Source organism: Bradyrhizobium sp. NBAIM01 (assembly GCF_020194115.1).
GTDB lineage: Bacteria > Pseudomonadota > Alphaproteobacteria > Rhizobiales > Xanthobacteraceae > Bradyrhizobium > Bradyrhizobium yuanmingense.
Map to the genome: position 1 here is coordinate 1,021,988 of NZ_JADYVU010000001.1, position 24,936 is coordinate 1,046,923.

At 58.7% G+C, this 24,936-nt stretch carries 13 protein-coding genes and 1 pseudogene; 10 read left to right on the forward strand and 4 right to left on the reverse strand.

What is annotated here, in order from left to right:
• Positions 1-524 precede the first annotated feature (524 nt).
• Together I6F31_RS04620 and tnpA are read right to left on the reverse strand one after the other, a co-directional pair.
• Complete coding sequence (locus I6F31_RS04620) at positions 525-1,172, reverse strand: FkbM family methyltransferase (RefSeq protein WP_346656470.1); 648 nt, start codon at positions 1,170-1,172, stop codon at positions 525-527.
• Between the two features lie 899 nt (positions 1,173-2,071).
• Positions 2,072-2,498, reverse strand: a pseudogene (gene tnpA / locus I6F31_RS04625) (IS200/IS605 family transposase); the annotation flags it as partial.
• Positions 2,499-2,945: 447 nt separating this feature from the next.
• Between tnpA and I6F31_RS04630 the strand changes: the two are divergent.
• The 3 genes from I6F31_RS04630 (at position 2,946) to I6F31_RS04640 (ending at position 7,679) form a co-directional block, all read left to right on the forward strand.
• Positions 2,946-3,260, forward strand: a complete 315-nt coding sequence (locus I6F31_RS04630; RefSeq protein ID WP_225184828.1) for a co-chaperone GroES — start codon at positions 2,946-2,948, stop codon at positions 3,258-3,260.
• 83 nt (positions 3,261-3,343) lie between these two features.
• Positions 3,344-4,984, forward strand: coding sequence for a chaperonin GroEL (groL, locus tag I6F31_RS04635; protein WP_225184829.1), 1,641 nt, complete (start codon positions 3,344-3,346; stop codon positions 4,982-4,984).
• A gap of 1,156 nt (positions 4,985-6,140) precedes the next feature.
• Complete coding sequence (locus I6F31_RS04640; RefSeq protein WP_225185135.1) at positions 6,141-7,679, forward strand: alpha-N-arabinofuranosidase; 1,539 nt, start codon at positions 6,141-6,143, stop codon at positions 7,677-7,679.
• 3,070 nt (positions 7,680-10,749) lie between these two features.
• On the opposite strand, the gene I6F31_RS04650 is transcribed toward I6F31_RS04640, so the two are convergent.
• Positions 10,750-11,568, reverse strand: a complete 819-nt coding sequence (locus I6F31_RS04650; RefSeq protein ID WP_225184831.1) for a YopT-type cysteine protease domain-containing protein — start codon at positions 11,566-11,568, stop codon at positions 10,750-10,752.
• A gap of 4,927 nt (positions 11,569-16,495) precedes the next feature.
• Here I6F31_RS04650 and I6F31_RS04655 point away from each other — a divergent pair.
• The 5 genes from I6F31_RS04655 to I6F31_RS04675 all read left to right on the forward strand — a co-directional run bounded on the left by I6F31_RS04655 (position 16,496) and on the right by I6F31_RS04675 (position 22,118).
• On the forward strand, positions 16,496-17,965 hold the full coding sequence (locus I6F31_RS04655; RefSeq protein ID WP_225184832.1) for a biotin carboxylase N-terminal domain-containing protein: 1,470 nt from the start codon (positions 16,496-16,498) through the stop codon (positions 17,963-17,965).
• A gap of 1 nt (position 17,966) precedes the next feature.
• On the forward strand, positions 17,967-18,473 hold the full coding sequence (locus I6F31_RS36625) for an acetyl-CoA carboxylase biotin carboxyl carrier protein subunit (protein WP_225184833.1): 507 nt from the start codon (positions 17,967-17,969) through the stop codon (positions 18,471-18,473).
• Position 18,474: 1 nt separating this feature from the next.
• Positions 18,475-20,082: a carboxyl transferase domain-containing protein gene (locus I6F31_RS04665; RefSeq protein ID WP_225184834.1), complete on the forward strand. Its 1,608-nt coding sequence runs from the start codon at positions 18,475-18,477 to the stop codon at positions 20,080-20,082.
• 582 nt (positions 20,083-20,664) lie between these two features.
• Entirely contained in the window at positions 20,665-21,675 is a 1,011-nt protein-coding gene (gene trpD, locus I6F31_RS04670) for an anthranilate phosphoribosyltransferase (RefSeq protein WP_225184835.1), read from the forward strand.
• A 257-nt stretch (positions 21,676-21,932) separates the two neighbouring features.
• On the forward strand, positions 21,933-22,118 hold the full coding sequence (locus tag I6F31_RS04675) for a hypothetical protein (RefSeq protein ID WP_225184836.1): 186 nt from the start codon (positions 21,933-21,935) through the stop codon (positions 22,116-22,118).
• Between the two features lie 124 nt (positions 22,119-22,242).
• Here I6F31_RS04675 and I6F31_RS04680 read toward each other — a convergent pair whose 3' ends face one another.
• Positions 22,243-22,464, reverse strand: a complete 222-nt coding sequence (locus I6F31_RS04680; RefSeq protein ID WP_225184837.1) for a hypothetical protein — start codon at positions 22,462-22,464, stop codon at positions 22,243-22,245.
• Positions 22,465-22,525: 61 nt separating this feature from the next.
• Here I6F31_RS04680 and I6F31_RS04685 point away from each other — a divergent pair, with 61 nt between their 5' ends.
• Together I6F31_RS04685 and I6F31_RS04690 are read left to right on the forward strand one after the other, a co-directional pair.
• Positions 22,526-22,723 carry a hypothetical protein gene (locus I6F31_RS04685; protein ID WP_225184838.1) on the forward strand — a complete coding sequence of 66 codons (198 nt, stop codon included), beginning with the start codon at positions 22,526-22,528 and terminating at the stop codon, positions 22,721-22,723.
• Between the two features lie 837 nt (positions 22,724-23,560).
• Positions 23,561-24,688 (forward strand): M20 family metallopeptidase, encoded by a 1,128-nt coding sequence (locus I6F31_RS04690; protein WP_225184839.1) that lies wholly within the window; start codon positions 23,561-23,563, stop codon positions 24,686-24,688.
• The last annotated feature ends 248 nt before the right edge of the window (positions 24,689-24,936 follow it).

Here is a 24,936-nt window from a genome sequence, read left to right on the forward strand (position 1 = left end):
TAGACACGAGTCGATCCCTTCAAAGAGATCGTGAAATTCGCCTCTCCCATGCGCCGCGAGAAGGTGGGAGCAGAGCGACTCTTACAAGGCATTGAGGTCTTTGGCCGGAAGTCTTACCCTACATGTGAGCGACCGTCAGCCTCTTGCACGCCGTACCTGGCCGGGAAGTCACGCGACCTCATAGCGCGTCACCGGCTGGGACATTTCAGTCGTGCGCGATCTTGAAGGTCTAGTCGTCGGTTAGCACCGGGGTAGAAGATCGGCAGCGCGGCGGAAACGCGCATGCCGCGTGGCGGCTGACGGCAAACTCGTCGTCGTGCCGGCTCGCCAAATAAATGATTGTCAGAAACCTACCACCGCACGACGCGGTCGTCCTGCGTGGGGTGTTCAGTAACACAAACCGGAGTCCCCGTCCGGCCATCGAGATCACCGTGCCCTAATCACCAGTTGTGCAGCTTTGGGTGGCATAGAGCACATTGGTGAGGTCTTCCAGCGACGGATGAGGCGCTATATATGAGTAGAAACTAGAAGCGCACATTTTTGAGCAATACATCACCTTCCACCGCGCGTGGATAGTGGGCAGCCACTTCGAATGATGGTAACAGGTCCAAAATGGCTTGCAGGGACAGCTGCCCTTCGTAGAGCTCGCGGTCGCTATATTCCGTGTAGATGAAGCGCGTGTTGCTTAACGTCTGCATGCCGCCGGCGATAACATCGGCTTCGGCTCCCTGGACATCCATCCAGATGAAATCGACCGTGTTCAGCTTGGCTTCGCTGCACCAGTCATCCAGCCGCCGCGTTTCAACCGAGACAGGGCGATCGAACCGAACCCAATCATACTCGGTAAGATGATTCTTCGGGCGGCGTATTGAGCCGGAGAGGTCCCATTCTTTCGCATCACCATCTGCATTGCTTGGATGGAAGTCGATCATCCCGTTTCGATTGCTGATGGCGATTTCAAGCAAGTTCACCCTGTTGAGGGATGCGCCCAGCTTCTTCTTGAAGCGCGCGATCGCTCTGGGGTCCGGCTCAAAGCAGTAGAGCTGAGCTTCCGGGCACAGGTTGAGAAACTGTTGCGTATCGGTCCCGTCATTGCAGCCAATATCCAGGATGACGGGATTCGGCTTCTGAAGAAGTGAGACGATGTGCTGGTGTACTTCTACAGGCGACACAGGTGCTTGTTCCATTGGGCGCGGAGCTCAGGTGAATTTCGACTTCGAAGCCGAAATCACACGCCAGACGCGGCTGCACAACGCATATTAAGGTATACAATTCATATGTCCGCCCGTCCCCTTGATCCATGACGGCTATCGGGTGCCATCGATGTCAAAACGGAAACCTGTCGGACCGAGAGGTGCGGCGACTGCCCCGCGATGCAAGTTCGAACCCACGCCGTCAGACGCGCTCTCTGTGAGCTAGCTCATTGTCTGCGGTTCGTTTCGGGATGGCCGAAAGATCGGCTTCGCTCGAGTGTCACCTGTCGGCTATTCTCTTGGAGCGTGCCGGGCAGAGTGATCTCTCGTGCACAGCAATAGCCAAGCAGCTCGATCACGGTTGCGCGAAATATGCTCTGCCGACTGCCGTTCGCCATCTCGGATTCGCTGACGCAATTTGCGAGCAGCTGCGGGCTATTCCATTCTCGGAACCACTTGCTCTTCGGAGAAGCGCGTTCGTGCTCAAAGCCCAGATGCTGCGCGCAAGCAAGCCTCCGCGGCGGTCGCCGCAGATCTGTTCTATGGCTATCGGTCTACAAACGATCGGGGTAAGTTCAACAGATCTTGGCGACGGTGCCGCGGCTGGACCTCGACAATTCGATACAAATCGATCATGGTTTCTCTTGAAGCACGCCACCTCTTGCCGGAAAAATCCCCTCGAGATAGTTGGTACTTGCTGGTATGCGAGGCTAAGTCAAATTGATCGAGCGCCGCGCTTAGATGAGTCTTGTGCACCGTAGGTTTCGCCGGCATCAGCTGGTAAGTATCGCCCGAAGGGGGGCCTTGGGGATTGAGCCGCTCGAAGCGGCCGTGAGGGACGCGTTCCCGGTTTTATTGCCCGACCGAAGGCGGCCTTTGCGCCCCATGTTCATTTGGTCGATCCGGGTATCGTCGGGCCACCTGCTTACGGGTGTATTCCCCGATCACCGCTTCGTCTCGACCGACGATGGAGACGAACTATCCCCGGGTACAGAAACTCTGCCCTAGAAGTTGTGCTTTCTCTCTCCATAGACCCGCGCCAGATGGATAGGGCTCTTGCCCCTGATGTACACCACCACTTACGACACCGCACATCCGAGTGGGATAAAACTGATCATGTGAACATGATCACGCATCAAATGCTTCTCCTCGACCCCGCATTCCCTTCTGCATTGCCAATCTGCGGAACGCGCCGCCGAACTGCTGCGTCAATTCCCCTACAGCGTTCCTGCAACACTGGGGAATGAAGAGCACGTGATCTTTGCGCTCGCATTTGCGTTGGCTTAGGCTCTCGCGATCGTCCATCGCAATGCTTCTTCTCGTTGCGTGGTGGCTCACGAGTCGCGAATTTCGTCGATGGATGCGCCTGAACAAACTTCTGCTGCCTCCGCAGCGGAGCCGGGGGCCATCCGTTGGTAGGCTACATGCAGCCGTCAGACGAAGCAAATTATGTGCGGTCTGGCCGCCGTCGTCGAAACACGCTCGACCGGCGTAACGCGCGCCCGCGCAATGTTGAGAAACGCTGGGGCTCAATGCGGGTGTTTCGACGAAATGCGATGTCATTTACGCAACAGCTTGACGGGCTGTGTACCTGAGGGCGTTTGATTTCAGACAAAGACACGCGCGGCACAGGCAGCAATTCATCAGAATTGCAGGCGTGGATCGTTCAGCTCATTTGGCCTGACTCTTGCTACAGCTGGGCTGGTCACTATGTGCCTATCTCTAACTTGTTCGAACGCTCAGGAGACCTGTATGAATTTCCGTCCGCTTCACGACCGCGTCGTGGTCAAGCGCATCGACGCCGATGAGAAGACCGCTGGCGGCATTATCATTCCGGACACAGCCAAGGAAAAGCCCTCGCAGGGCGAAGTCATTGCAGTTGGCCCGGGCGGCCGCGATGAGGCCGGCAAGCTGATTCCGATCGACATTGAGGTCGGCGACCGCGTGCTGTTCGGCAAATGGTCCGGCACCGAGGTCAAGATCGACGGGCAGGACCTGTTGATCATGAAGGAGAGCGACATCCTGGGCGTTCTCACCGATGAGATTTCCCAGAAGAAAGCCGCCTAACCCAGCGCTCGCACAGCTCACGTCCTACGAACGCCCACCGGGCGCCTTGAAGGAACAGGAAATAAGTACTGAGGGAATTCTTTATGCCAGCCAAGGAAGTCAAATTCGGAGTAGACGCGCGGGACCGCATGCTGCGCGGTGTCGACATTCTCGCCAATGCCGTGCAGGTCACGCTCGGTCCGAAGGGGCGCAACGTGGTGCTCGACAAGTCGTTCGGCGCCCCTCGCATCACCAAGGACGGCGTTGCCGTCGCCAAGGACATCGAACTCGACGACAAGTTCGAGAACATGGGCGCCCAGATGGTGCGCGAAGTGGCTTCGAAGGCCGCAGATGCTGCCGGCGACGGCACCACCACCGCGACCGTCCTAGCCGCCGCGATCGTCCGTGAAGGGGCCAAGTCGGTTGCCGCCGGTATGAATCCGATGGACCTCAAGCGCGGTATCGACCTCGCGGTCGAAGCCGTCGTGGCCGACCTCGAGAAGAACTCGAAGAAGGTCACCTCGAACGACGAGATCGCCCAGGTCGGCACCATCTCCGCGAACGGCGATGCGGAAATCGGCAAGTTCCTTGCCGACGCCGTCAAGAAGGTCGGCAACGAAGGCGTGATCACGGTCGAGGAAGCCAAGTCGCTCGAGACCGAGCTCGACGTGGTCGAGGGCATGCAGTTCGACCGCGGCTACATCTCGCCCTACTTCGTCACCAACGCCGACAAGATGCGCGTTGAGATGGACGACGCCTACATCCTTATCAACGAGAAGAAGCTCTCCTCGCTGAACGAACTGCTGCCGCTGCTCGAGGCCGTGGTGCAGAGTGGCAAGCCGCTGGTCATCGTCGCCGAGGACGTCGAAGGCGAAGCCCTCGCGACGCTCGTCGTGAACCGTCTGCGCGGCGGCCTGAAGGTCGCGGCCGTCAAGGCTCCGGGCTTCGGCGATCGCCGCAAGGCCATGCTGCAGGACATCGCGATCCTGACCGGCGGCCAGGCGATCTCGGAAGATCTCGGGATCAAGCTCGAGAACGTCACGCTCAACATGCTCGGTCGCGCCAAGAAGGTGATGATCGACAAGGAGAACACCACGATCGTCAACGGCGCCGGCAAGAAGGCCGACATCGAGGCGCGCGTGGCTCAGATCAAGGCGCAGATCGAAGAGACCACCTCGGACTACGACCGTGAGAAGCTCCAGGAGCGTCTCGCCAAGCTCGCGGGCGGCGTCGCGGTGATCCGCGTCGGCGGCGCGACCGAGGTCGAGGTGAAGGAGCGCAAGGATCGCGTTGATGACGCGATGCATGCGACCCGCGCTGCCGTGGAAGAAGGCATCCTGCCGGGCGGCGGCGTCGCGCTGCTCCGTGCCTCCGAGCAGCTCAAGGGCCTGCGCACCAAGAACGACGACCAGAAGACCGGCGTTGAGATTGTGCGCAAGGCCCTGTCCTGGCCGGCCCGCCAGATCGCGATCAACGCCGGTGAAGACGGTTCGATCGTGGTCGGCAAAGTCCTCGACAACGAGCAGTACTCTTATGGCTTCGATGCGCAGACAGGCGAGTACAGCAACCTTGTTTCCAAGGGCATCATCGACCCGACCAAGGTCGTTCGCATCGCGGTCCAGAACGCCTCCTCCGTGGCGGCGCTGCTGATTACGACGGAAGCGATGGTTGCCGAGCTGCCGAAGAAGGCCGCGGCTGGTCCAGCAATGCCTCCGGGCGCCGGCATGGGCGGGATGGACTTCTGATCCACACTCTCAAAGTGTCGATGACATGCAAACCCTGGCAGGAATGCCAGGGTTTTTTGTTTCGGGCGAGCTTGCAACGCAAAGCCACAACCCATCGGCCTACCCATAGGAGCCGCGGTAGGGCCAGACCTATTTGCTTACGGCTTTTCTTCGGCGGCGACAGGGCCTCGGCCAAGGTAAAACGGGGCCAGCACTGCGATGGAACCTGGCCCTGTCGTGCTTGACTCTTATAGAGCTGCTCTGCTCATCCGAGTGCTCGAACCCTTCGTCTGGGGCATGTCCGTTGCCGCCTTACCCGCTCTCGATCTTCTCGCCTACTTTCCTGTTCTGACGCGTCGTCCAAAGCGCCAAACTGCGCTTTCCTGGAGCTACAAGCTCGCCATACATCTCATGGCCACAGGCCTTGTTTGAAACCCCCAGGGAGAATGCTCATCATAAAAAACCGCAAGGTATCCTGCGGAAATGCCATGATCAATGTACGCTTCATGTCCTCGCGCATGGGCTCCGCTTCGCCTACACGCCCTCTCAACTCCCCCGCAGCGTCCTATCATGGATATCTTGTTTAGAGAGCGTGTGTGTCAGCAGGTTGTCTTTGAGTACTCGGCCAGGCAGATCACGGGGATTGACTTTTGCGGATGCAGCGACACCGCGGTTTGGACCGCCCAGAAATGGAGTTTTACGACTCTGACCGCGTTCGCGCGCTAGTTACGTCGGTCCACCGGGGGGCGTTCTTCGTCGTGGTATTTGCGCCAATTCTCCATCTTTACCTCCGCGTCTGGAAAAGGCAGAGGAATCGGATCTGACCCATTCGGCCCGGAAGCGACTGTCGAAGACCTCGATGCTCGCATCCGCGTTTGGCTTGCCGGGTTGCGAGAAACTCCAGCGTGCCCCGGCGCGGGCAAGCCCATAGGTCAAGTTTCCGCGACGCGGACTCGCTGCCCTGATCGGCGCGGATCGTTAGCGGGGATCGTTCCTTGCGGGTTCTTTCCAGTCCGTGCCATCGCTGCCGCGGAAGGCTCGCACTCGGCAAATCGCTCGATAGATGCGGATCGGCTTCATGGAGGCTCTCCCAAACGGCACGAATCTTGATCCGTTTGTGTCGCGCAGCAGCAGCGACCTCGTGACTGTCATCTACCCCAGGCCACCCGAGAAGGACATGAGGAAAGCCACAGTTCTGATCGACCGCGACTTCACCATTGGCTGCACCGACCCTCGTCTTTTTGGTGCTTTCATTGAACATCTGGGCCGATGCGTCTATGGCGGCATCTACGAGCCAAGCCATCGGAGCGCAGACGAGAGGGGTTTTCGGAAGGACGTGCTGGCGCTCGTGAAGGAGCTCGGCCCGACCCTCGTTCGATATCCCGGCGGCAATTTTGTCTCCGGATACAATTGGGAGGACGGCGTTGGGCCACAGGAGACGAGGCCGGCGCGCCTCGATCTGGCCTGGTTCAGCACCGAGCCGAACAGCTTCGGCACCAATGAATTCATGGACTGGTGCAGGGCCGCCGATGTCACGCCGATGATGGCCGTCAATCTGGGGACCCGCAGCGGTGATGCCGCTCGTAATCTGGTCGAATACTGCAACCATCCAGGGGGAACTGCGTGGTCGGAACTCCGTCGCAAGCACGGCTGGCAGACGCCGCATGGGATCAAGCTGTGGTGCCTCGGCAACGAGATGGATGGGCCCTGGCAGATAGAACAAAAGAGCGCCGCCGCTTACGGAGCAGTTGCAAGAGAGGCGGCCAAGTTGATGCGGCGGGTGGACCCTAGCATTGAGCTTGCGGTGTGCGGCTCATCGTTGCGCGATATGCCTAGTTTTGGCCAATGGGAAGAAACCGTCCTCGAACACACCTTCGACTACGTCGACTACATTTCGATCCATACTTATCTTGAAAATTACAGACATGACACCGCGTCGTTTCTCGCGAGCACCGACCTGATGGACAGCTTCATCGATGAGGTCGTCGTCCTAGCTGATGCGGTTGCGGCCAAGCGGCGCTCCAAAAAGCGTCTCATGCTGAGCTTCGACGAATGGAACGTCTGGTATCGAACGCGCAACGAGATTGTCCCGATAGGCTGCTGGCCAGTGGCACCACCCATCCTCGAGGAGCTTTACCCGATGGAGGACGCGCTCGCCTTCGGCGGCGCCTGCATTTCCCTACTGAATCACGCCGATCGGGTGAAAGTTGCCTGCCTGGCGCAACTCGTAAATGTCATCGCGCCGATCATGACCAGGACAGGCGGAGGTGCGTGGCGGCAAACCATCTTCTTTCCTTTTGCGCATATGAGCCGCTTTGGTCGCGGCAGGATTTTGCGCGCGCAAGTCGAGTCGGAATCCTACTATGCATCGCACAACAATCCTGACGTTCGACCGGCCCCGACCTTTCCAGTGCCTGACGTGCCATATCTCAAGATAGCGGCAGTCGCCGAACAAGGCGGCGGCTTGTCGCTCTTTCTGCTCAATCGTGATCTGAAGCAGGAGATGGAGGTAAGCGTCGAAGCAAGAAGCTTCGGTTCTCTTGCCGTTCACGAGCAGTTCGAGCTCCGGCACGATGATCTGATGGCGGCGAACACCGAGAATATGCCGGACAAGGTCAAGCCGGCGCCCCTGCAAAGCGTGGCCTTTGAACGCGGGAAGTTGCGGGCAAGGCTCAAGCCCGCGTCATGGAACGTGATCTACCTGGCGGCAGACTGAGAAGATAAAACGCCCGCGAAGCAGCGCGAAAGGGATCAACCACCATCGCGGCTCAGGTTCTTGCTTGAGCATGATTTGCGCGACGCGCTATTAGGCCGAAAGGGTAGCACATCGCAAAACCGGTCGCCGCTGCCGATCGTACCAGGTCGAGGCCGACCGCATGGTGATGGCTGATAGTCCCTGCCCCGATCAGCGCGTTTGGCATCACGTGCAATCTACCCGCGGAGGCGCGACGTAGCACCCAACACCGATTCAGCCGCTGAGGAGGTCCTGCTCGACCCGGAGCTTAGGGAGGTCTTCAAGGCGGCTCCTGAAAGCGGATGCGCAGTGGTGTCCGCGGGCAAGGATTAGCTGAACTGCACATGATCAGGGGTCCTGCACCAGGGGCCAGCCCGGCGAATGATCCGCGGTGTCGGTTCACATTCGAAATGCGTTCCTGCGTTGACCATTGTCCGACATCACCGTTCGAAGTCCCGGGTGCCCGCGTTGAGAGATCAAGGTCGGCGGCCGTGAACACGATGAAAGCGATCTGCTCGCAGGCTTGAGATCATTCGCTTCGTTGGCGCGGCGCGTATGTCTGCGCTATCCGAACAGCCACGCAATGGCAGTGAACATGATAAACGCCATATGCCGCGTATCGCCGCCCTATGCTGGCGATCGGTGCACGACGGATCTCTCCACAGGAGGCCCTCTTTGGGACGAAACACCAATCGACCACGCTGAGTATCTCGAGGAGAATGGGACGTCACTAAAACGAGCGTGCACTCCGGTAGGTCATAATGAAAAGACGCATCTTGATGGGAGCCCGCGCGGCGGCCGCAATAACTCCGGGTCCCGGACTTATACTGCCCTCACATCCACACTATACCAACGTGTAGCCGAGCGAGCCACGGGGATGAATTGGCGCGAAGCGCGGCCGGGATCATGTGGGCCTTATGGCTATAAACCCTCAGGTTTGCGCCCGTTTCGGGGAGCCGCAGGAACGCACAGCTGAAGGCCGTGCAGCTGCACTATACTCCAGTCTGATCGCTGACCTCAGTCAGCTGAACCTGCTAGGCGGCCGTGGTTACAATGAGAGAACGCCTTTAGCTAAAATGTATCGAGATGCTCGCACCCTGCGCATCTTCGACGGGCCTACTGAGGCGCTCCTATCGAATCTAGGCCGTTGCCTCCTCTCCAAAGCCACACGTGACGAGGTAACCGATCTCTTTCGGTCACTTTGTGCGTCATCAATCCATGCTGCTGCAATTGAGGAACTCTCTGCGCTTAATGAGACAGACGGTGCGCCGTGCTGATCTATGCAGGTTGGCTCACCACACTGGGACTGGCCCAGGCTGTCATGTCTTCTGGTTGCATTTCTACCTCCGATTGTCCGGCAGCAGCCGCTGACCTGGTCAGCTCCGAATTGGCAACTCTCCGTACGCGCGCGCCGGCACGGCAATCTTTCGAAGGCCGCAGTCGCGGCGAGTCGGACTCTAGCCACCTTCCTTCAAGACGTAGCTTGTTACATTCGCTCCCCAGTCCTTACAGATGATTACCTCACGTTGCTGCAGTATGTCTGACACCTAGCGGACTGTCCGCGTGGTGATGCCACGCGCGACGACATAGCTTCAGAAAGCCAAAGGCGTGCCTGAGCACTGCCGGAATCCGGCAGCTTCTGCTCGCTGGCGCAGGCCTTTATCGCGACCACCGAGCAACCTGCTGCGGTTGAGCTTCCTACCGAGAACGGTCCTTCCGTCTTGCCCAGCGCCGTGGAGCTGGAATACGTTCTCGGCCAAATCCAAACCAATCATGCTCATCTCAGACCACGGATGCCGTCCGTTGACGATCCTTACCGAGACGTTTGTGAGCTAGGCAAGCTGATCGACCTGACAACCGCATCAGGAAGGTTGGCCAGATGGATGGGTTCTAGACGGGCGGAACCGCCCCACACCGGCTATCCTTCGTTAGGTGAATCGCGTCGGGCTCGTCAGCTTTCGGAAAGCTGGCCCGCGTATAACGCCGTTGAAGTTAGCGGCGCGTGGTAGGGACAGCGCTTACCCCGTGTATGCGTGGGGTGTTTGGGCGCCGAGTCACGTTTTCTGCTAACTTCGACCAGTAGTGCGGGCGTGGCAGGGACAGCGACTGATCCATCCCAGCCCGATTGGCGCCGAGTCGCGCCCGCGCTACTTCCGGTGTGAGACTGGGATCATATCGAAGCCATCGGGCGACAATCTTCTTAATAGCGACCTTGCGCCCCCTACCCGGAGAGAGGTATGGGCCGCAAGTTCAGAATGTCACCTCGCATTGTTCGGGAAGTAAATTGGAAAATGACCTTGTAGTCCAGCTCAGTGCAAAGCTGGACCAGTTCCAAAGAGTTATAGATCAGGCTAGGGACATCGCTGTCGGTCTGTTTGAACCGTGAGGCTTAGAACGAACACGGTGCATACTATTATCACTCTCGGTTCGGGGTCGCGAGATCTTCACCAGCGCCGGACGTCAGCGGAAGTGCAGGGACGAGACAAGGCGCGGATTGGTACGGAGCGCGTAGCGAGCGTCGACTAGGCCTGTTCGGTGGTGCGACGGCATGCATTCGCAGCGGCAGCTGGTTGGCTGGCGACGCCAGTAGAAAAGAGGCCGGCGATGCTTTCGAAGCAGGCGAACTACAGCTTGTGTCGTCTTGGTAGATGCCTGGTGCCCGCTCTTAGCCCTGATCGCAAAGGGGGAACGCATCGAAACCCACACGAGGAGCTTAATCTTCTTTCAGGCAAGCTCTAACGGAGCCGCCGGGCCCCCTTGAATGCAAGCACAGACGATCCCGGCTCTAACGCGCCATGGCACAATCAACCTGAGTGATCGGCAGCCTCAATCTCCGAACATTCGACCCCTCTGCACTGCTTCCGAGAGCTTCCGTTCAGCGCACCGCTCCAACATCCGAAGTGCCGCGGTGAGCTCCGGCATCACGTTGAGGGCGGCAAAATCCGCGTTCCCGACCAAGGTTTTGCACTTTTGGAGGCGATGCGGCTGTCCGAATCGATCACGAAAGGGTCCGCCAGCGGGATCGGCAAGCGCGTTGGAACCTCCCAAACACTCACGTCATCCTTTGTGTGACGACCGTTGATATTTCAAGTCGGTTCGGCGGGTTGCTGTAACGGTCGGCAAGACTTTTGAACAGATCACCCATCTGATCTGGCCGAACATTAAATTCTCCATAGTTAGGATCAAAGAGGGTCGTCCTTCCATTCGATGTCGACGTTGCCATCGTGTGGGCGCCACCTCCGGTGAAACGCAAGCTGACCAAGTAGATCGATGGGTCTTGGGTGACCTCGTTCACGATCTGGTCAATGCGCGAAGATGTACCAAACCTATATCCCGTTCGTTCGGCGGACGGCGCTAGGCCAGCTTCGCGTAACATCGTGCTTCTTGCCTGAGGATTGTGAGAACCTCCCGCCGTCTTGAGCTCTTCATACCGCTGCTGGCGCCCTGCCGCTGAGCTGTGAGTCTGAGTACCCGGGCGCAGCGCACTCATCCGCGATCTAGGGCTGCTTGGGAGATTGCGGATCCACTCCGCTGCCAATCCAACGCAGATGCCGTTGACATTGGCCTCGGGCAATTCAGCAGTCCTGTATTCGAACAGAGCACGGACCGGCCTCGGTGGAGAGGATGGATTTGAGCTAGAGGACAGAGAGGATATGCCGAGATCTGAGGTGCTTGGACTGTAAATGTTTGCATCGGAAGTATGCGGCTTGCTGCAGCAGAGCCCCATTTTGTCGGGCAATTCCCCAGGTGTCGGGCTCTCCAGTCGAGCGAGATCCGTCAGTGTTTGCGCAAACTCGCTGCTGTCTGCCGGCTGACTCGGTTCGCTAGTTTGATTCGGGCGTGAGAATTGGCCACTAACTCGATTATACATGGCGGTTCGCCTGCCTCTTCAGCGTACTTTTCCTCAGAGCGAGGGCGGGCTGCTTACGCCCTACCCTCGAATGCTATTGCGGCAAGCTGACGACGAGCTGACAACCAAATAGGCTTGGAGAAGCTACCGCCCGAGTTGGCTATTTGGTGGCCCGACGGTCTCTGCTCATCAGCCCCGCTCCAGGCGCGCAGTAGTGGCCGCGAGCTAACGGCTCTTGCACAGCCACCCGCGGGCCTGGCTTGAGCAATTGCGGATGCGGTCAGAGTGACGGCGGACCACGGCCCGTGACCGACGCGGCTCCTGGACAGCGCCTTCGTCAAACTGTATTCGGCGGTCGCTTTGGCTTCGATCTCGGCTTTTCGCGTTATGCTGTTCGGCCGGCACATGCTTTTCGCTCCAAAGAGCGCACAATCGCTCCGTCGGATCGTCCAGTGGTTGCCTTTTGGTGGGCGGTGGGCCGGATGAGACGTTGTTGTTAGCGCCAAACCGACGTTCAGCACGGTTCCACAACTCTGGTTTGAATGCCGCCAAGACCCCAATTCCAATCTTTGTTCCTCCCAAGCATAATTGGTCCCAAGCGCATACGAGACATCTCTTGAACCGGATCAGTGCGCTGCCAGCGGCTCCTTCGAAAGTGTGGATTCAGACTCAGCACCGCCGCACAGCGCAACCGGCGACCGGTCCTGACATATATCCGCTTGTGACGCCTCCTTCCGGCGACGCCAAACAGGTGCTTCTGCATCTGCTCGGCTCATCGCTCGGATGTCGTTAACTTAGCCCATCATTCTGCCGCGCTCATCCGGGCAAACAACGTTGCTGCTTCTGATGGCCCCAACCCAACGACGCCTACAAAGCTCGGCGGCGGCATTGGGATGTCCCGATGAATTGGTCTCCAGAGGTGCAAGCAGTATCGGCTGTTATTCACATACTGCGAATGTGGCGGATGCAGTTGCATGACGCACTCCTCTTCATCCCAGAACAGCTCTTTGACAAAGCACATTTCTTCCCAATTCGGACAGCGCCGCGGCGTCGAGACAGCGACGTGCTCCCAGCCAGGACGGACAAATGCAGTTATCTTGAGTTCGCACCCGCAAGGCCCCTGCACAAAGAACAGGCCGCAAGGGCCGGATCCAGGAAGGGTAGCAAACCGGCCGCTTTGCACGCGGCCGGCCTCCAGCTTCCCTATGATTTGTGCTCGCACGCGACCTCCTTTGCCTCTCGGATCGCCTTGAACTCGACGTAGATGACGTTGTCTCGCAACTCATCAACCGGCTCGGTCCTTCCCCCAAAGTTCCTGTACCACTCTTCAGCAAACCATCCGAGAAAGCCGCAGATGTCCATTATCGCCGTTCTCCTCCTATTAGCCTTTCTAACGCACGCATTGTCGCCGCTTAACACTGTCAAGGGCCGCTGATTGCCTAACTAAGAGCCGTGCACGATCCGCCGATGGCGCCTCAGCCCGCGGACTACACATTCCAGCTCATATGGTGGGCCGACGGGTTCGCTCACCGGACAAACTCCGTCCAAGCAGCTCTCATGCGGCGCATCTTGCTCATCGGTGCCAGCCAGTGCTGGACGCACATCGGCTAACAGAGCGCGCGCGTCCGCAACACCAATATCGACCATCGCGCTTTAAGCAAGCGTCCGTGGCCGCGCTCATTCATGTGTCTCATGGCGACCTGCTTGAGCACATGAAGTCCGCGGCAATTGGCCCGTTACCGTCCTCAATCAATCGATCGGCATCATGGCATGATCCCTGTGGTGGCGTTTGACATTTACATTGTATGATGGCTCGCCAAACCAGTGGCGACACTAGGTTACGCTTCGCGGCGATGCCGCCTTCTCGCGGCTCTTATGCAGTGTCAATGCGCCATTTATGTCAGCCCGATAGAATTGCATGGGGCGCAAAGCGAACGGGGTCGCACAAGAGCCGCGGACGACTGGCATGAACTGTCTTCGAGCGGATAACATACAGCGGATCGACTACTGCCTCTCTGCAGGCTAGCGATCAGAGACAATGATCCGTCGATCTCATTGACCGCAACTTCGACCGTCGGCCGATTCTTCCGCGTCACTACGATGCAACTCCTAACGCATTATTTCTGGTGCGGCGCTCGCGAAGCGCTCACCCTTCCGCTGCTAGCGCGAGTGTTCTCTTCCATACGTCCACGTCGTGAATCCGACCACTTGCAGCGGCTCCGTGTCACCAACGCCGACGAACGCGCCTTTTTTCTTGCATCAAAGCGGTGCCAGCACTTCTGCGTCGTGGCATGTAGATTGCTGTGGTGAGGGAACGCGACCTCCCTGTACCGACGATGCGCGAGCATATCATCCACTGGATGCTCGCCGCGCAACAAACCTGGTCTGATGCTCGCGGTTTGAAAGAGGACCGCGAACCTGTGAGTGATACGAGGCATGCACACTCTCGCCTTTTTCCGTGGACCCGAGCGGCGCGTGATGAAATGACACATTGGCGCGCACCAAAGCACCCAACGGTCATATACTTGAGCGCGGATTGTCGCCCCCGGCAAGCGCGGAAGAGGTGGAACCTGGGGCTTCTGGCCGCACTCCTCGTCAATGCGCTGCTTTGGCTTGGTATCTGCTGGATCATTGCAGCCCTCTTCTGAATAATCTCGCGGATGGCAAGGGCACGAGGGGCATTCCGACGTCTCTCGCATGACGCGGTCGCAACGCATGCGCACGATCAATCGGAGGGGAAGACTTTTTCACAGACTTGGTTCAACCCAACCCTTGGGGCGGCTACCTCGACATAGAATCCACCCTTCCGGCCAATGCAAACGGAATATTGAGGCATGAGGCAACTGTCTCGAATTTGATATGCTGCCAACTTTCCGGCCGGGATTGCAGCCGCGACGAAGTGCCAAACACAGACCTGTAACAGATCAACACGGCCACCGCAGATGGCATGGCGCGCTCTACCTTCAGAAAGCATTGACCACAATGGAGGCCTAGGGTTGCGCGTCCTCTGATAAGAGGATTACCTTTCGAAAAGCTGACGAGACGAGCAGACCTGAAGCGACCCTTGGGCAGCGGCCTCCTTCGCCCTCGATGTACGGGTCGCGATCTGGAGCTCGACACAGGACCGCCGGGGATGCCTCGCTCGACTGTGCCGCCTCAAGGCCGGAGCAAGCGCCACCGACTTGCATGCTGAGCGACATTTGCCTAGCCGTTGTCGCGAAGCGATCAACAGGCTGGAGCGTGCTTATCGAACCGCAGCGGCGCCTTACAGCTCTTGCTCAGGCCACGTATCGTCCTCGTTTCTGCGCGTCCGCCACACGTGGGCACGCTGAGCCAGCTTGTCGTATTCCATGGCAATCTTAAGCAGCCTATCCCTCGCTTTGCCGTCAGCAAGCGCTTCCGCCTTCTTTCGCGTTGCCTCCGCACGGCCTCGCCAGTGGTCGGACTGAAAGAGTATACTTTTCGGATTCATGCCGACAGCATGCAATTCATAGATCAAAGAAATGCGACACCGGAACTCCGTATAATCCCGTAACAGCGACGCTCGCGGGCCTGGTTGCCGAAGCGGGCAGTCACCATTCACATCTGCCATTCAGACTCGTGAAGTCCGCGCTCGCCGAAGCTCCTAAAAGGAATGCACAGCTCCGACATCCTCACACGGTCGCACGCAAGAAAAGGGGTTGAAACGCACGTAGCGTTAGATTGTACGATCTTGGACAAGTGGGAACCACCTCCGACAATTTAGACGCTTCCTGACGGGTCATGAGAATTGCGAATGTCTCAAACATCGAAACTCACCTGGCACGACCCAATAGAGACCACAAGATCGTCCAAATGTTCGCTTGTCCGCGCTTCATCGAAGGCTGTTCCTGTCGCGGCGACACGACATCGCTCGTTTCGAGATCTGCACGGCAGACGCTGCCTTCACCATGGCTGCACCGGAACGGACGCAAGACGAAGGCTCCGTCCCAGATGCCCTACCGGACGCCTTCACATAAGAAGGTGGAATACAGGCGCATTTACACCAGATAGCGGCACGCGCCGGCATGACCTCTCTGCATGATCGAATGCATCATCAACAATGACCTGAGCGCACCTGGCTTTTTCCTGCTCTCTCTGCGTCGTGGCCCGGGCCCCTTCAGCCCTTCGTCGCACCGGCTACTGCCTCGTTAGTCGGTTGTGGGCTGAGCCAAGCACCTAAGCAAACTCCCGCCCAAGCGATGCCTCGCGGCATGCATGCACTCACTGCACAAGACCGGAAGCTCCCATGATCAGTTGCTCGGCCAGCTCAGCCGCCAGCGCTTCCCCTTTCGCAGGGCTCCGTCACTACGGCAGTGCCGTTTCTGTCATGCCGGACAGATGACCAGCACCGTACCGTCAGGCCGCAAGAGTGGAGAACGAGCTTGCCGACACCGCACTTAAGCAATTCAACCTGTTTCGCGACTAACAGTCATGTTGGCGCTTCGGGCAGGAAGAGACAACCCCAGCCCCATCGACTTGAAGGGATATCATGACGCACACTCAACGAACTCAGCTGCCTTCGGTCCTCAAACTCCACTACCGCGCTCTCGCTCTTGCCGTCGCGATGACAGCTGTCATGCCCGGGCTAGCCAGCGCGCGCGATCAAGCGGCAACCGCAGAGGAGAAAGAGGCCTGCATGGGGGACGTGTTCCGCTTTTGTAGCAGCCACATACCAGATCGCACCGCTATCACGGCCTGCCTCCGATCCAGGCAAGCGAACCTCAGTGAGCAGTGTCGGTACGTGATCTCCGTGCGAGACGCTGGCAAGAAACGCAGCGACTCGAAGTGAACATGTGGCGGCCTGTTCGTTTGCCTCATCCACGGAAAGGGGTTCAAGCCTGACCTGCAGGACGGTCACCAAAGGTCAGGCATCGCCGCCTACAATTGACTGACGCTCTGGTTCAATCGCGCTTGTCCGGATAGGGGAATGCATAAATTACCTTTCGACACGGTTCTGATCGCCAATAGGGGTGAGATCGCCGCACGTATCATCAAAACGTTGCACGAGCTTGGGCTTCGTGCCGCAGTTGCCTACCATGAGATTGACGCGGGAACCCCTGCCGTCTCGATGGCTGACTTGGCTATTCCGATCAGCGGCCGCACGCCGATCGCTAGCTATCTGGACATCGCGCAGATCATCACCGCCGCCCAGAAGGCGAACGCCGGCGCGATACATCCGGGTTACGGGATGCTTTCCGAGAATGCGGAATTCGCCAGTAGAGTGATAAAGGCCGGGATTGCGTTCATCGGACCCACTCCAGAAACTATCGCACTAATGGGCGATAAGATTCGCGCCCGCAATTTCGTTCAGCGCACCGGCTTTCCGGTCGTACCCTGCGCCATCGAGGAAGATGATCCGGCGACATTCGTTTCAAGAGCGCTGGCTATTGGAGCCCCTTTGCTCGTGAAGCCATCAGGTGGTGGTGGCGGCAAGGGAATGCGGATTGTACGCGACCTTGCGACGTTGAAGACAGCCATTGAGCAGGCGAGAAGTGAAGCGCGTCGCTACTTTGGCGATGGCCGAGTATATGTTGAGAGATACATCGAGAGCCCGCGACACATTGAAGTACAGGTGCTCGGTGACTCCTTCGGGAAGCTAGTCCATCTCTTCGAGCGCGAATGTTCGGTGCAGCGCCGTTTTCAGAAGATCATCGAGGAAACGCCCTCGCCAGCGCTATCACCAGAATTGCGGACCCGGATTTGCGAGACCGCCGTTGGCATCGCCCGTGCGGCGAACTATCAGAATGCAGGCACCGTCGAGTTCATTTTCAGCGGCGAAGAGTTCTACTTTCTGGAAATGAATACACGCCTTCAGGTCGAACATCCGGTGACCGAGATGATCACCGGCGTCGATCTGGTCGCCGAACAAGTCTATGCGGCAGCGGGCCGCGAACTCGCACTTTCGCAGTCCGATATCGTTTCAAATGGGCATGCAATCGAGCTCAGGCTTTGCGCGGAGGCTCCCGAACGCGGATACGTCCCGACCACCGGCAAAGTACTTGTTCTCGAGTATCCGGATGGCGTACGAATCGACAGCGGCATCATGCAAGGCCAGGACCTCACGCCGGCATTCGATCCCATGCTCGCCAAGATCATCGTGCATTCAGCGAGCCGCACGGAGGCTGCTCTGAAAGCCCATCGCGCCGTACGCCAACTGGTTCTACTTGGGTGCGAGACCAACGCGAACTTGCTGGCCCGGATTCTTCGCGACGAGGCATTTCTCAGCGGCCAGTTTCATACGGGATACCTAGAAGACAACCCACATCTCGCAGCGGACAACTTTGAAGTCGAAATGTCTGCGTTCCTGGCATCTGCGGCTCTCCTGATGAAACCGGTCCGCGAGTCGGCCGATGCCGTGCCCGGGCTTCACGCAGCACTTGGCGGTTGGAGGAATTGACGTGTATCACTCATTCGAGGCCGACGGCGTATATCATGAATTGTGGCTTTCATCCAGCCATCAGGGCTACCGGCTCCATCTGCAAAATCAGGTGATTACCCCTATCGCTTTCACCCATTCCAGCGACAGTAGCGGCGTCTTGACCATTGCGGACCAGAGTGAACCAGTCAGGTTCGCCATCGAGGGCGATCTCATTCACCTCCACGTCCGCGGCAGGACGCGCATTGTGCGCTACAATGATCCGTTGCGAGAGTGCGCTTGCGGGCATAACGAGACCGACGCTCTGGTGGCCCGGGCGCCAATGCCTGGCTTTGTTGTTGCGATCACGGCTTCGCCTGGTCAATCGGTCTCGGCGGGAATGGCACTGATGCTGATTGAAAGCATGAAGCTGGAGACGGTCATACGCTCGCCACAGGATGGAATCGTCGATCGAATTCACGTCAAGGAAGGTGACAGCTTCGAGCATGAGGCTGTGCTGGTCACGCTCTCTAAGGAAGAAGGGCGCTGAAATGCAGCGGATCGGTTCCGTGGCGAACGTGAACTCGCAGGAATTTCGTCGCAACGACCTGCACAACAGACAACTTGCCGCCGAATTGAAGGAGCGCCAGCGCGTTGCCCGCTTCGACCGGCCCGAGCGGGAGTTCGAACGGCTGCGTCGGCAGAATAAACTGTTTGTTCGTGAGCGACTCGTGGCCTTGCTCGATCCGGAAACTCCTTTCCTAGAGCTTTCGACGCTAGCGGCTAACAAGGCATACGGCGGCGAGGTGCCGGGCGCCGCCCAGGTCGTCGGCATCGGTATTGTGGCGGGGCGAGAGGTTATTGTTCACGCCGACGATGCCAGCGTGAAGAGCGGCGCATGGTATCCGCTCTCGGTCAAGAAGATCGTGCGGGCACTGGATGTAGCCATCGAAAACCGTCTGCCGGTCGTTCACCTGTGCGACTGCGCCGGCGGATTCCTGCCTTTGCAGGCGGAATTCTTTGCTGATCGCTACCATGCCGGTCGAATTCTCCGCAACCAATCCATTCTCTCGAAGATGGGGGTGCCGCAGGTCGCCATTGTCATGGGCCACTGCACCGCAGCAGGGGCGTACGTCCCGGCGCTTAGTGAATACAACATTATCGTCGAAGGTAGTGGAGCAATTTTTCTCGGCGGCCCTCCGGTCGTGAAGGCTGCCACCGGCGAACAAGTGTCGGCCGAAGAACTTGGCGGCGCCCTGATGCATACATGCGTGTCGGGCACCAGTGATTACTTCGCAAGCTCCGAACTCCATGCGATTGCGATTGCCCGCGACGTCGTTGCTCGCTTCCACCAACCGGCGAAGACCTCGATCGATCGAGTAGCCCCCGAGCCGCCCGCCTATAGTGCGTCCGAACTCTACGGAATCATTCCAAAGGACGCGCGAGCGCAGTTCGACATGCGAGAGATCATCGCCCGTCTGGTCGATGGCAGCCGATTTCAAGAATACCAGCCGCGCTATGCCACATCACTCGTGTGCGGCTTCGCGCGACTTCATGGATATCAAATTGGGATCCTTGCCAATAATGGCGTGCTGTTCGGCGACAGCGCGCTAAAGGGGGCTCACTTCATTCAACTGTGCGACAAGAACCGAACGCCCCTGCTCTTCCTGCAGAACGTAACGGGCTTTATGGTTGGCCGCGAATATGAACGGCGTGGGATCACCAAGGACGGCGCCAAGCTGATCATGGCGGTGTCCGGAGCGTCCGTGCCGAAGTTTACGATCATTTGCAATAGCTCGCACGGCGCAGGAACTTACGCTATGTCGGGACGCGCGTTTGATCCTCGATTCGTGTTCAGCTGGCCGAATTCTCAGATATCCGCGATGGGCGCTGAGCAGGCCGCCGGAGTTCTCACCCACGTCAAGGCGAGACAATTGGCTCGCGCCGGAGGGCGCCTCTCGGAGCAGGAATTGGCAGCCATTCGAGTACCAATTCTTGAAGAGTATCGGGAGCGGTCAAGTGCCTATTATGCGACCTCGGAAATCTGGGACGACGGCATTCTTGATCCTGTCGATACCAGAACTGCCCTCGCAATCGCATTAAGCGCTTCGCTCAATGCGCCGATCGATGCGCCGCAGTACGGCGTATTCCGATTGTAAGGCAGGACCGAACACCGGTGGCTCACCGCCTCATGCGGGCGGGCCAACGGGAGGCGTCGATCGCTCCATGAAGACTGTTTTGCGCACCTTCATTTACAATCAGGTGGGGTTATTTCGTGGAGCCGTCTGAGATCGGGCTCGATCCACCCAGCACCAATACCCCCCAAGCAGGTAGAGGAAGCCGCTTCAATGATCCAGGACGGCGGCGGCGCGCGCAGCTAAAAGGCTATGAAGCTTGCGGTGATCCGGCCGGAACATCGCGGTAAAGAGGCCGCTGCCGACGCGGCCAGCGGGTGCGAGACAGTTCTATCGGTCCTGGCATCAAGAAACCACAATGTTCTAACTGGCCGACGATCTCCTTTCGACGGCACCACGAAGGTCGAGCTTGACCCTCACGTAGCGTCAGGTTGTAGCCTCGCCGCGGGTGCCCACAGTCAACGACTGCCGCCTCAAGCGTCAATGACGCCATGCCACGGGCGGATGGGTCGGGCAGCTGCGTCAAGGCACCCGGGCCCGGTCTCTTCAACCATGCCTCGTTAGACGGACGGGTCCGAGGTTTGAACAAGGAACGTGTAAAGTTCGATGGAAGCGCTTCGATCGATCATCGGAAAACTTGCCGGCGGCGCCACTCTGACACGCGAGGAAACTGCGTCAGCCTTCGACAGCATGATGTCGGGTCACGCGACTCCCTCCCAAATCGGTGGCTTGTTGATGGGGATGCGCGTCCGGGGCGAGACGATCGAAGAAGTCACCGGCGCCGCGTCGGCGATGCGGAATAGAATGCCGCGGCTCGAGGCGGCGTGCGAACCGGTCGGTATCGCTGGCATGAGCGACACCTCTGTATATTCGCTCAACGTGTCGACCTGTGCTTCCTTCATCGTCGCCGGAGCCGGCATTCCTGTCGCCAAGCACGCCGACCGCGCCGCGTCTTCGGGTTCAAGCGCCGCAGACGTGTTGACGCGCCTGGGCGTGAAGGTCGATCTCAAGCCTGAGGCTTTGGCACGTTGTGTACAGGAAGCCGACATCGGCTTCTTGTTTGCGTCAGCCCACTATCCGGCGATGCAGCGTGTCGGCCAGATCCGGACCGCACTTGGAACCCACACGATCTTTAATCTTATCGAGCCTCTGTCCAGTCCGGCCAGGGTCAAGCGGCAGATCGTTGGGGTATTCTCTCCCGAATGGGTCCAGCCTCTGGCGTACGTCTTGAAGAACCTTGGTGCCGAGTCGGTATGGGTTGTTCATGGCTCGGACGGGCTCGATGAACTAACCCTCACCGGTCCAAGCTCTGTTGCCGCGCTTGAGGCAGGTATAGTTCGCACCTTCGAAGTGACGCCTGAAGACGCCGGGCTCCCCCGCGGCCGGGACGCGCTGGAGAGCAGCGATGCCGAGGCTAATGCCGTTGCGCTGAAAAATGTGCTTGATGGCGCGCCAGGTCGATTTCGCGACGCCGCGCTTTTGAACGCGGCCGCAGCATTGGTCGTGGCCGGGCGCGCCTCGACGCTGCGAGAAGGCGTAGCACTTGGACAAGAATCACTTGATGGCGGCGCGGCGGCCGCTCGACTGAAGCGCCTGATCGCGGTTTCGAACGCGTGACGGCGAGCTAACCGATGTCGCGGTATTCCGAGCAAGACTTCTGCTCACGAGCGCGAAAGTATTGCAGCGGCGAACGCGGGTCACTTGGGCGGGACTTCAAAGAGCGTGCGCCGCCTGCGCTCGCCGTGATCAAAGCAAGTTGGGCTGAGAACCGACCCGAGAGCCGACTTTTTTATCGACGAGAGCCTGTTGCAGCCCGGTTCCCGCCAAGGTGACGACCCGCGACGAAGCGCGCTGTGCGCCAAAGGAGAAAATGGATGACGTTCGGGCGGCAGCTTGAAACACTCGCATCTATTGCAGTAATAGAACACATTATTCGGAAGTTCCGGGAATTAATCGATACAGATGGCTCGATCCCGCCGGAGCTACGGGGTGCGCTGCACGCGACGCTCGATAAGCATCTTCTCGAGGCGAAAAAACGTATTCTCCTGAAGGTGCATTAGGTGCGGATGCCTCTACAGGCGGAGACAGTCTGGCAGGCGCGCGCCGGTACCACAATGGGCATCCCCCCTCCGCGCGGCGGCCCCGCGACGCTCCAGCCCAGCTGGTCGGATCGCGACCACAACTCTATCGTCGGCAGCCGCTCAGCGCGGTTTCCTGCTCGACGAGCGTCCTGTTGAAACTCGTGGCGGTGCCAATTCTCAGTTCTGCCGCTGCAATCGCCGATCCGGGTAACAAGGCGAGATACTGCACGTCCGTCTGGTCGTGATTGTAGGTAGTCCAGAGGACATCGAAGTCCCACCCGATCTCGATCTGAACTTGCTCTTCACGTATTCCGGCACCGCGCACCGATTACACGCCGCCGAATACGGATGAACGTCGGACTCGCGTACTACTGGAGAGACATATCATGAGCCATCAGTTCTCTTCTGCCATTCGGCAAATGTCGTCTATCCAACCGGCAGATTTCCGTCAGGCCATGCGAAATCTCGAGCGGTGTCGCCATCCTGACGACCGGAACCGCAGCCGGAGGGCGTGGACCGATGGTGAATTTTATGACGTTCATGGCATCGAGCGGCCGTGCCTGGTGCATCAATGCCTGCTCTGAGACACATCATGAGATCCCTTGCCAGCGGCAGCTTTGGAGTCAGCCTTCTCCGCGATGACGAGGACCTTGCCCCGCATTTTTGCGGTGGGGAGGCGCCCAAATGCGTTCACCGCCTCGATACTGCGTCTGGAATCATGCGTTCTCAATGTACCGCTATTTCCGAACGCATTTTGCGCGCTCGAATGCCTCTTGTATGACCACAAGGTGCCTGGAACATAGGATCTTTATCGGACAAATTATCGCGCCCCGACAAGGCCGTGGCAAATCCATCAACTTCCGGGGCGCGCTTCGAACCTTAATGCTTGACTGAGCGCGGGTTGCGCAGATCCCGTCGGGCGAGGAGTAGCTGGATGCCATCGACCCTTTTACTTCCAGCGACAGTTATCGAACAATCGCCCGGGCTAAAACTAATTTCAGATTAGTTTTCCTATTGAAAGGTCTCCTCAGCTCCGGCGATTTTGGCGCTTGGCCGGGCGTGCTATGTCAGTGCTGGTTGGCAACTGCCCGCGTCTAAACGCCTGGGGGTCACTTCGTCAGGGCACTACGATTTGGCGTATGTCGTAGGAAGGTCCTGATAAGAATAATTACACCTCACCAGAACGGCCTTCTGCTGGGGCCGCATAATGCTGCCGAAAACTACCAGCTTTGGTAGCTCAGTTGAAATCGACAGTCGCGTACATAGTTGGCGCAGCAAGATTGGATCCAGAGGCACGCCTTTGGTCGCAACCGTTGGCGACTCTTTAGATCCTCGGATTCGATACTACTGATGTGAGTACATGGGTGATGTCATGATCTTGCAGAAGCGAGAACAATCGAATCCAAAGGCGTCAGACAAGCATGTCCAGCAACCCATTCGAAATCGCCCCGATTCTCGAGGGTATTCGCCGCTGGGTCGTGATCGAAACTCCGACGGAGCGGCCGGATCAGGTCAACAAACTGGCTGATGTCGTCGCAGCGGGCTATCGCGACCTGCCGGCCAGCGTCGAGCGCGTTGCGGGACGTGACGGCTGCGGCGATCATTTGGTCATCCGCTCTTCTTGGGGGCAAGAAGGCGTACCGGGCATTCTGGTCTTGAGCCATCTCGACACCGTTCATCCGATGGGATTCATCGAACGGCTACCATTCAAAATCGAAGGCGACAGTGCGTTCGGCCCCGGCATCTACGACATGAAGGGCGGTGCCTACCTTGCCTATCAGGCATTCCGGCAAATCTGCGCCGATGACGTACGCCCGCCGCTCGGTATTACCCAGCTCTACGTCTCGGACGAAGAGATCGGCAGTCCAACCTCGCGCTCGCTGATCGAGGCTGAAGGCCGGCAGGCCAAATACGTGCTGGTGACCGAGCCGGCGCGCAAGGGCGGCAAGGTCGTCACCGGGCGCAAGGGCATTGCGCGCTTCAACGTATTCATCAGGGGTGCGCCCGCACATGCCGGCACGCGGCCCGAGGACGGCCGCAGCGCGATCCGGGAACTCGGCCATGTGATCCAGACTCTGGAGGCTATGAACGATCTCACGCGCGGTATCACCGTCAATGTCGGCGTCGTCCGCGGCGGCACCAGGCCAAACGTCATCGCGGAACTGGCCTATGCGCAGGTCGACATGCGCGTCCCAACCATGTCCCATGCCGACGAGCTGTTGCCGAAGATCCTGGGCATCAGCTCGCGCACCGAAGGCGTCGGGGTGAAGGTATCAGGCGAATTGAACCGTCCGCCATATGAGAAGACCAGCGCCGGCGCGGCGCTTTACGAACACGCCAAAAAGCTTGCTGCCGAGCTTGGATTCGAGCTGCTCGACACGTTCAGCGGCGGCGGCTCCGATGGCAATTTCACCGCGCCGTATGCCGCGACCCTTGACGGCCTTGGCGTCGAGGGCAAGGGCGCGCATACGCCTCATGAGCAAATCTACATCTCGTCGATTGAACCTCGGACCCGGCTGCTGTACCGCCTCTATCAGACGCTGCGATAGTGCTGGCACCAGTCGAAGTCGGTGACCATTACGTGCGCTGGATGACGGTCCCCGGCACATTCGCCGGATCGTTTCTCAACAAGGCTGCGCCCATCAGGGCGACCTCATCGAAAACTATTGATCGGCCGCATTTTGGCATCGCTCGGTTGGCGGCAGATAGAAGTGACTGAGCTATCCAATGACGGCGAAGCGGACTTCAGGCGCGCAATCGGCCGCATGGATAGCGAGCAGCTCGTCCCGGCAAGGCA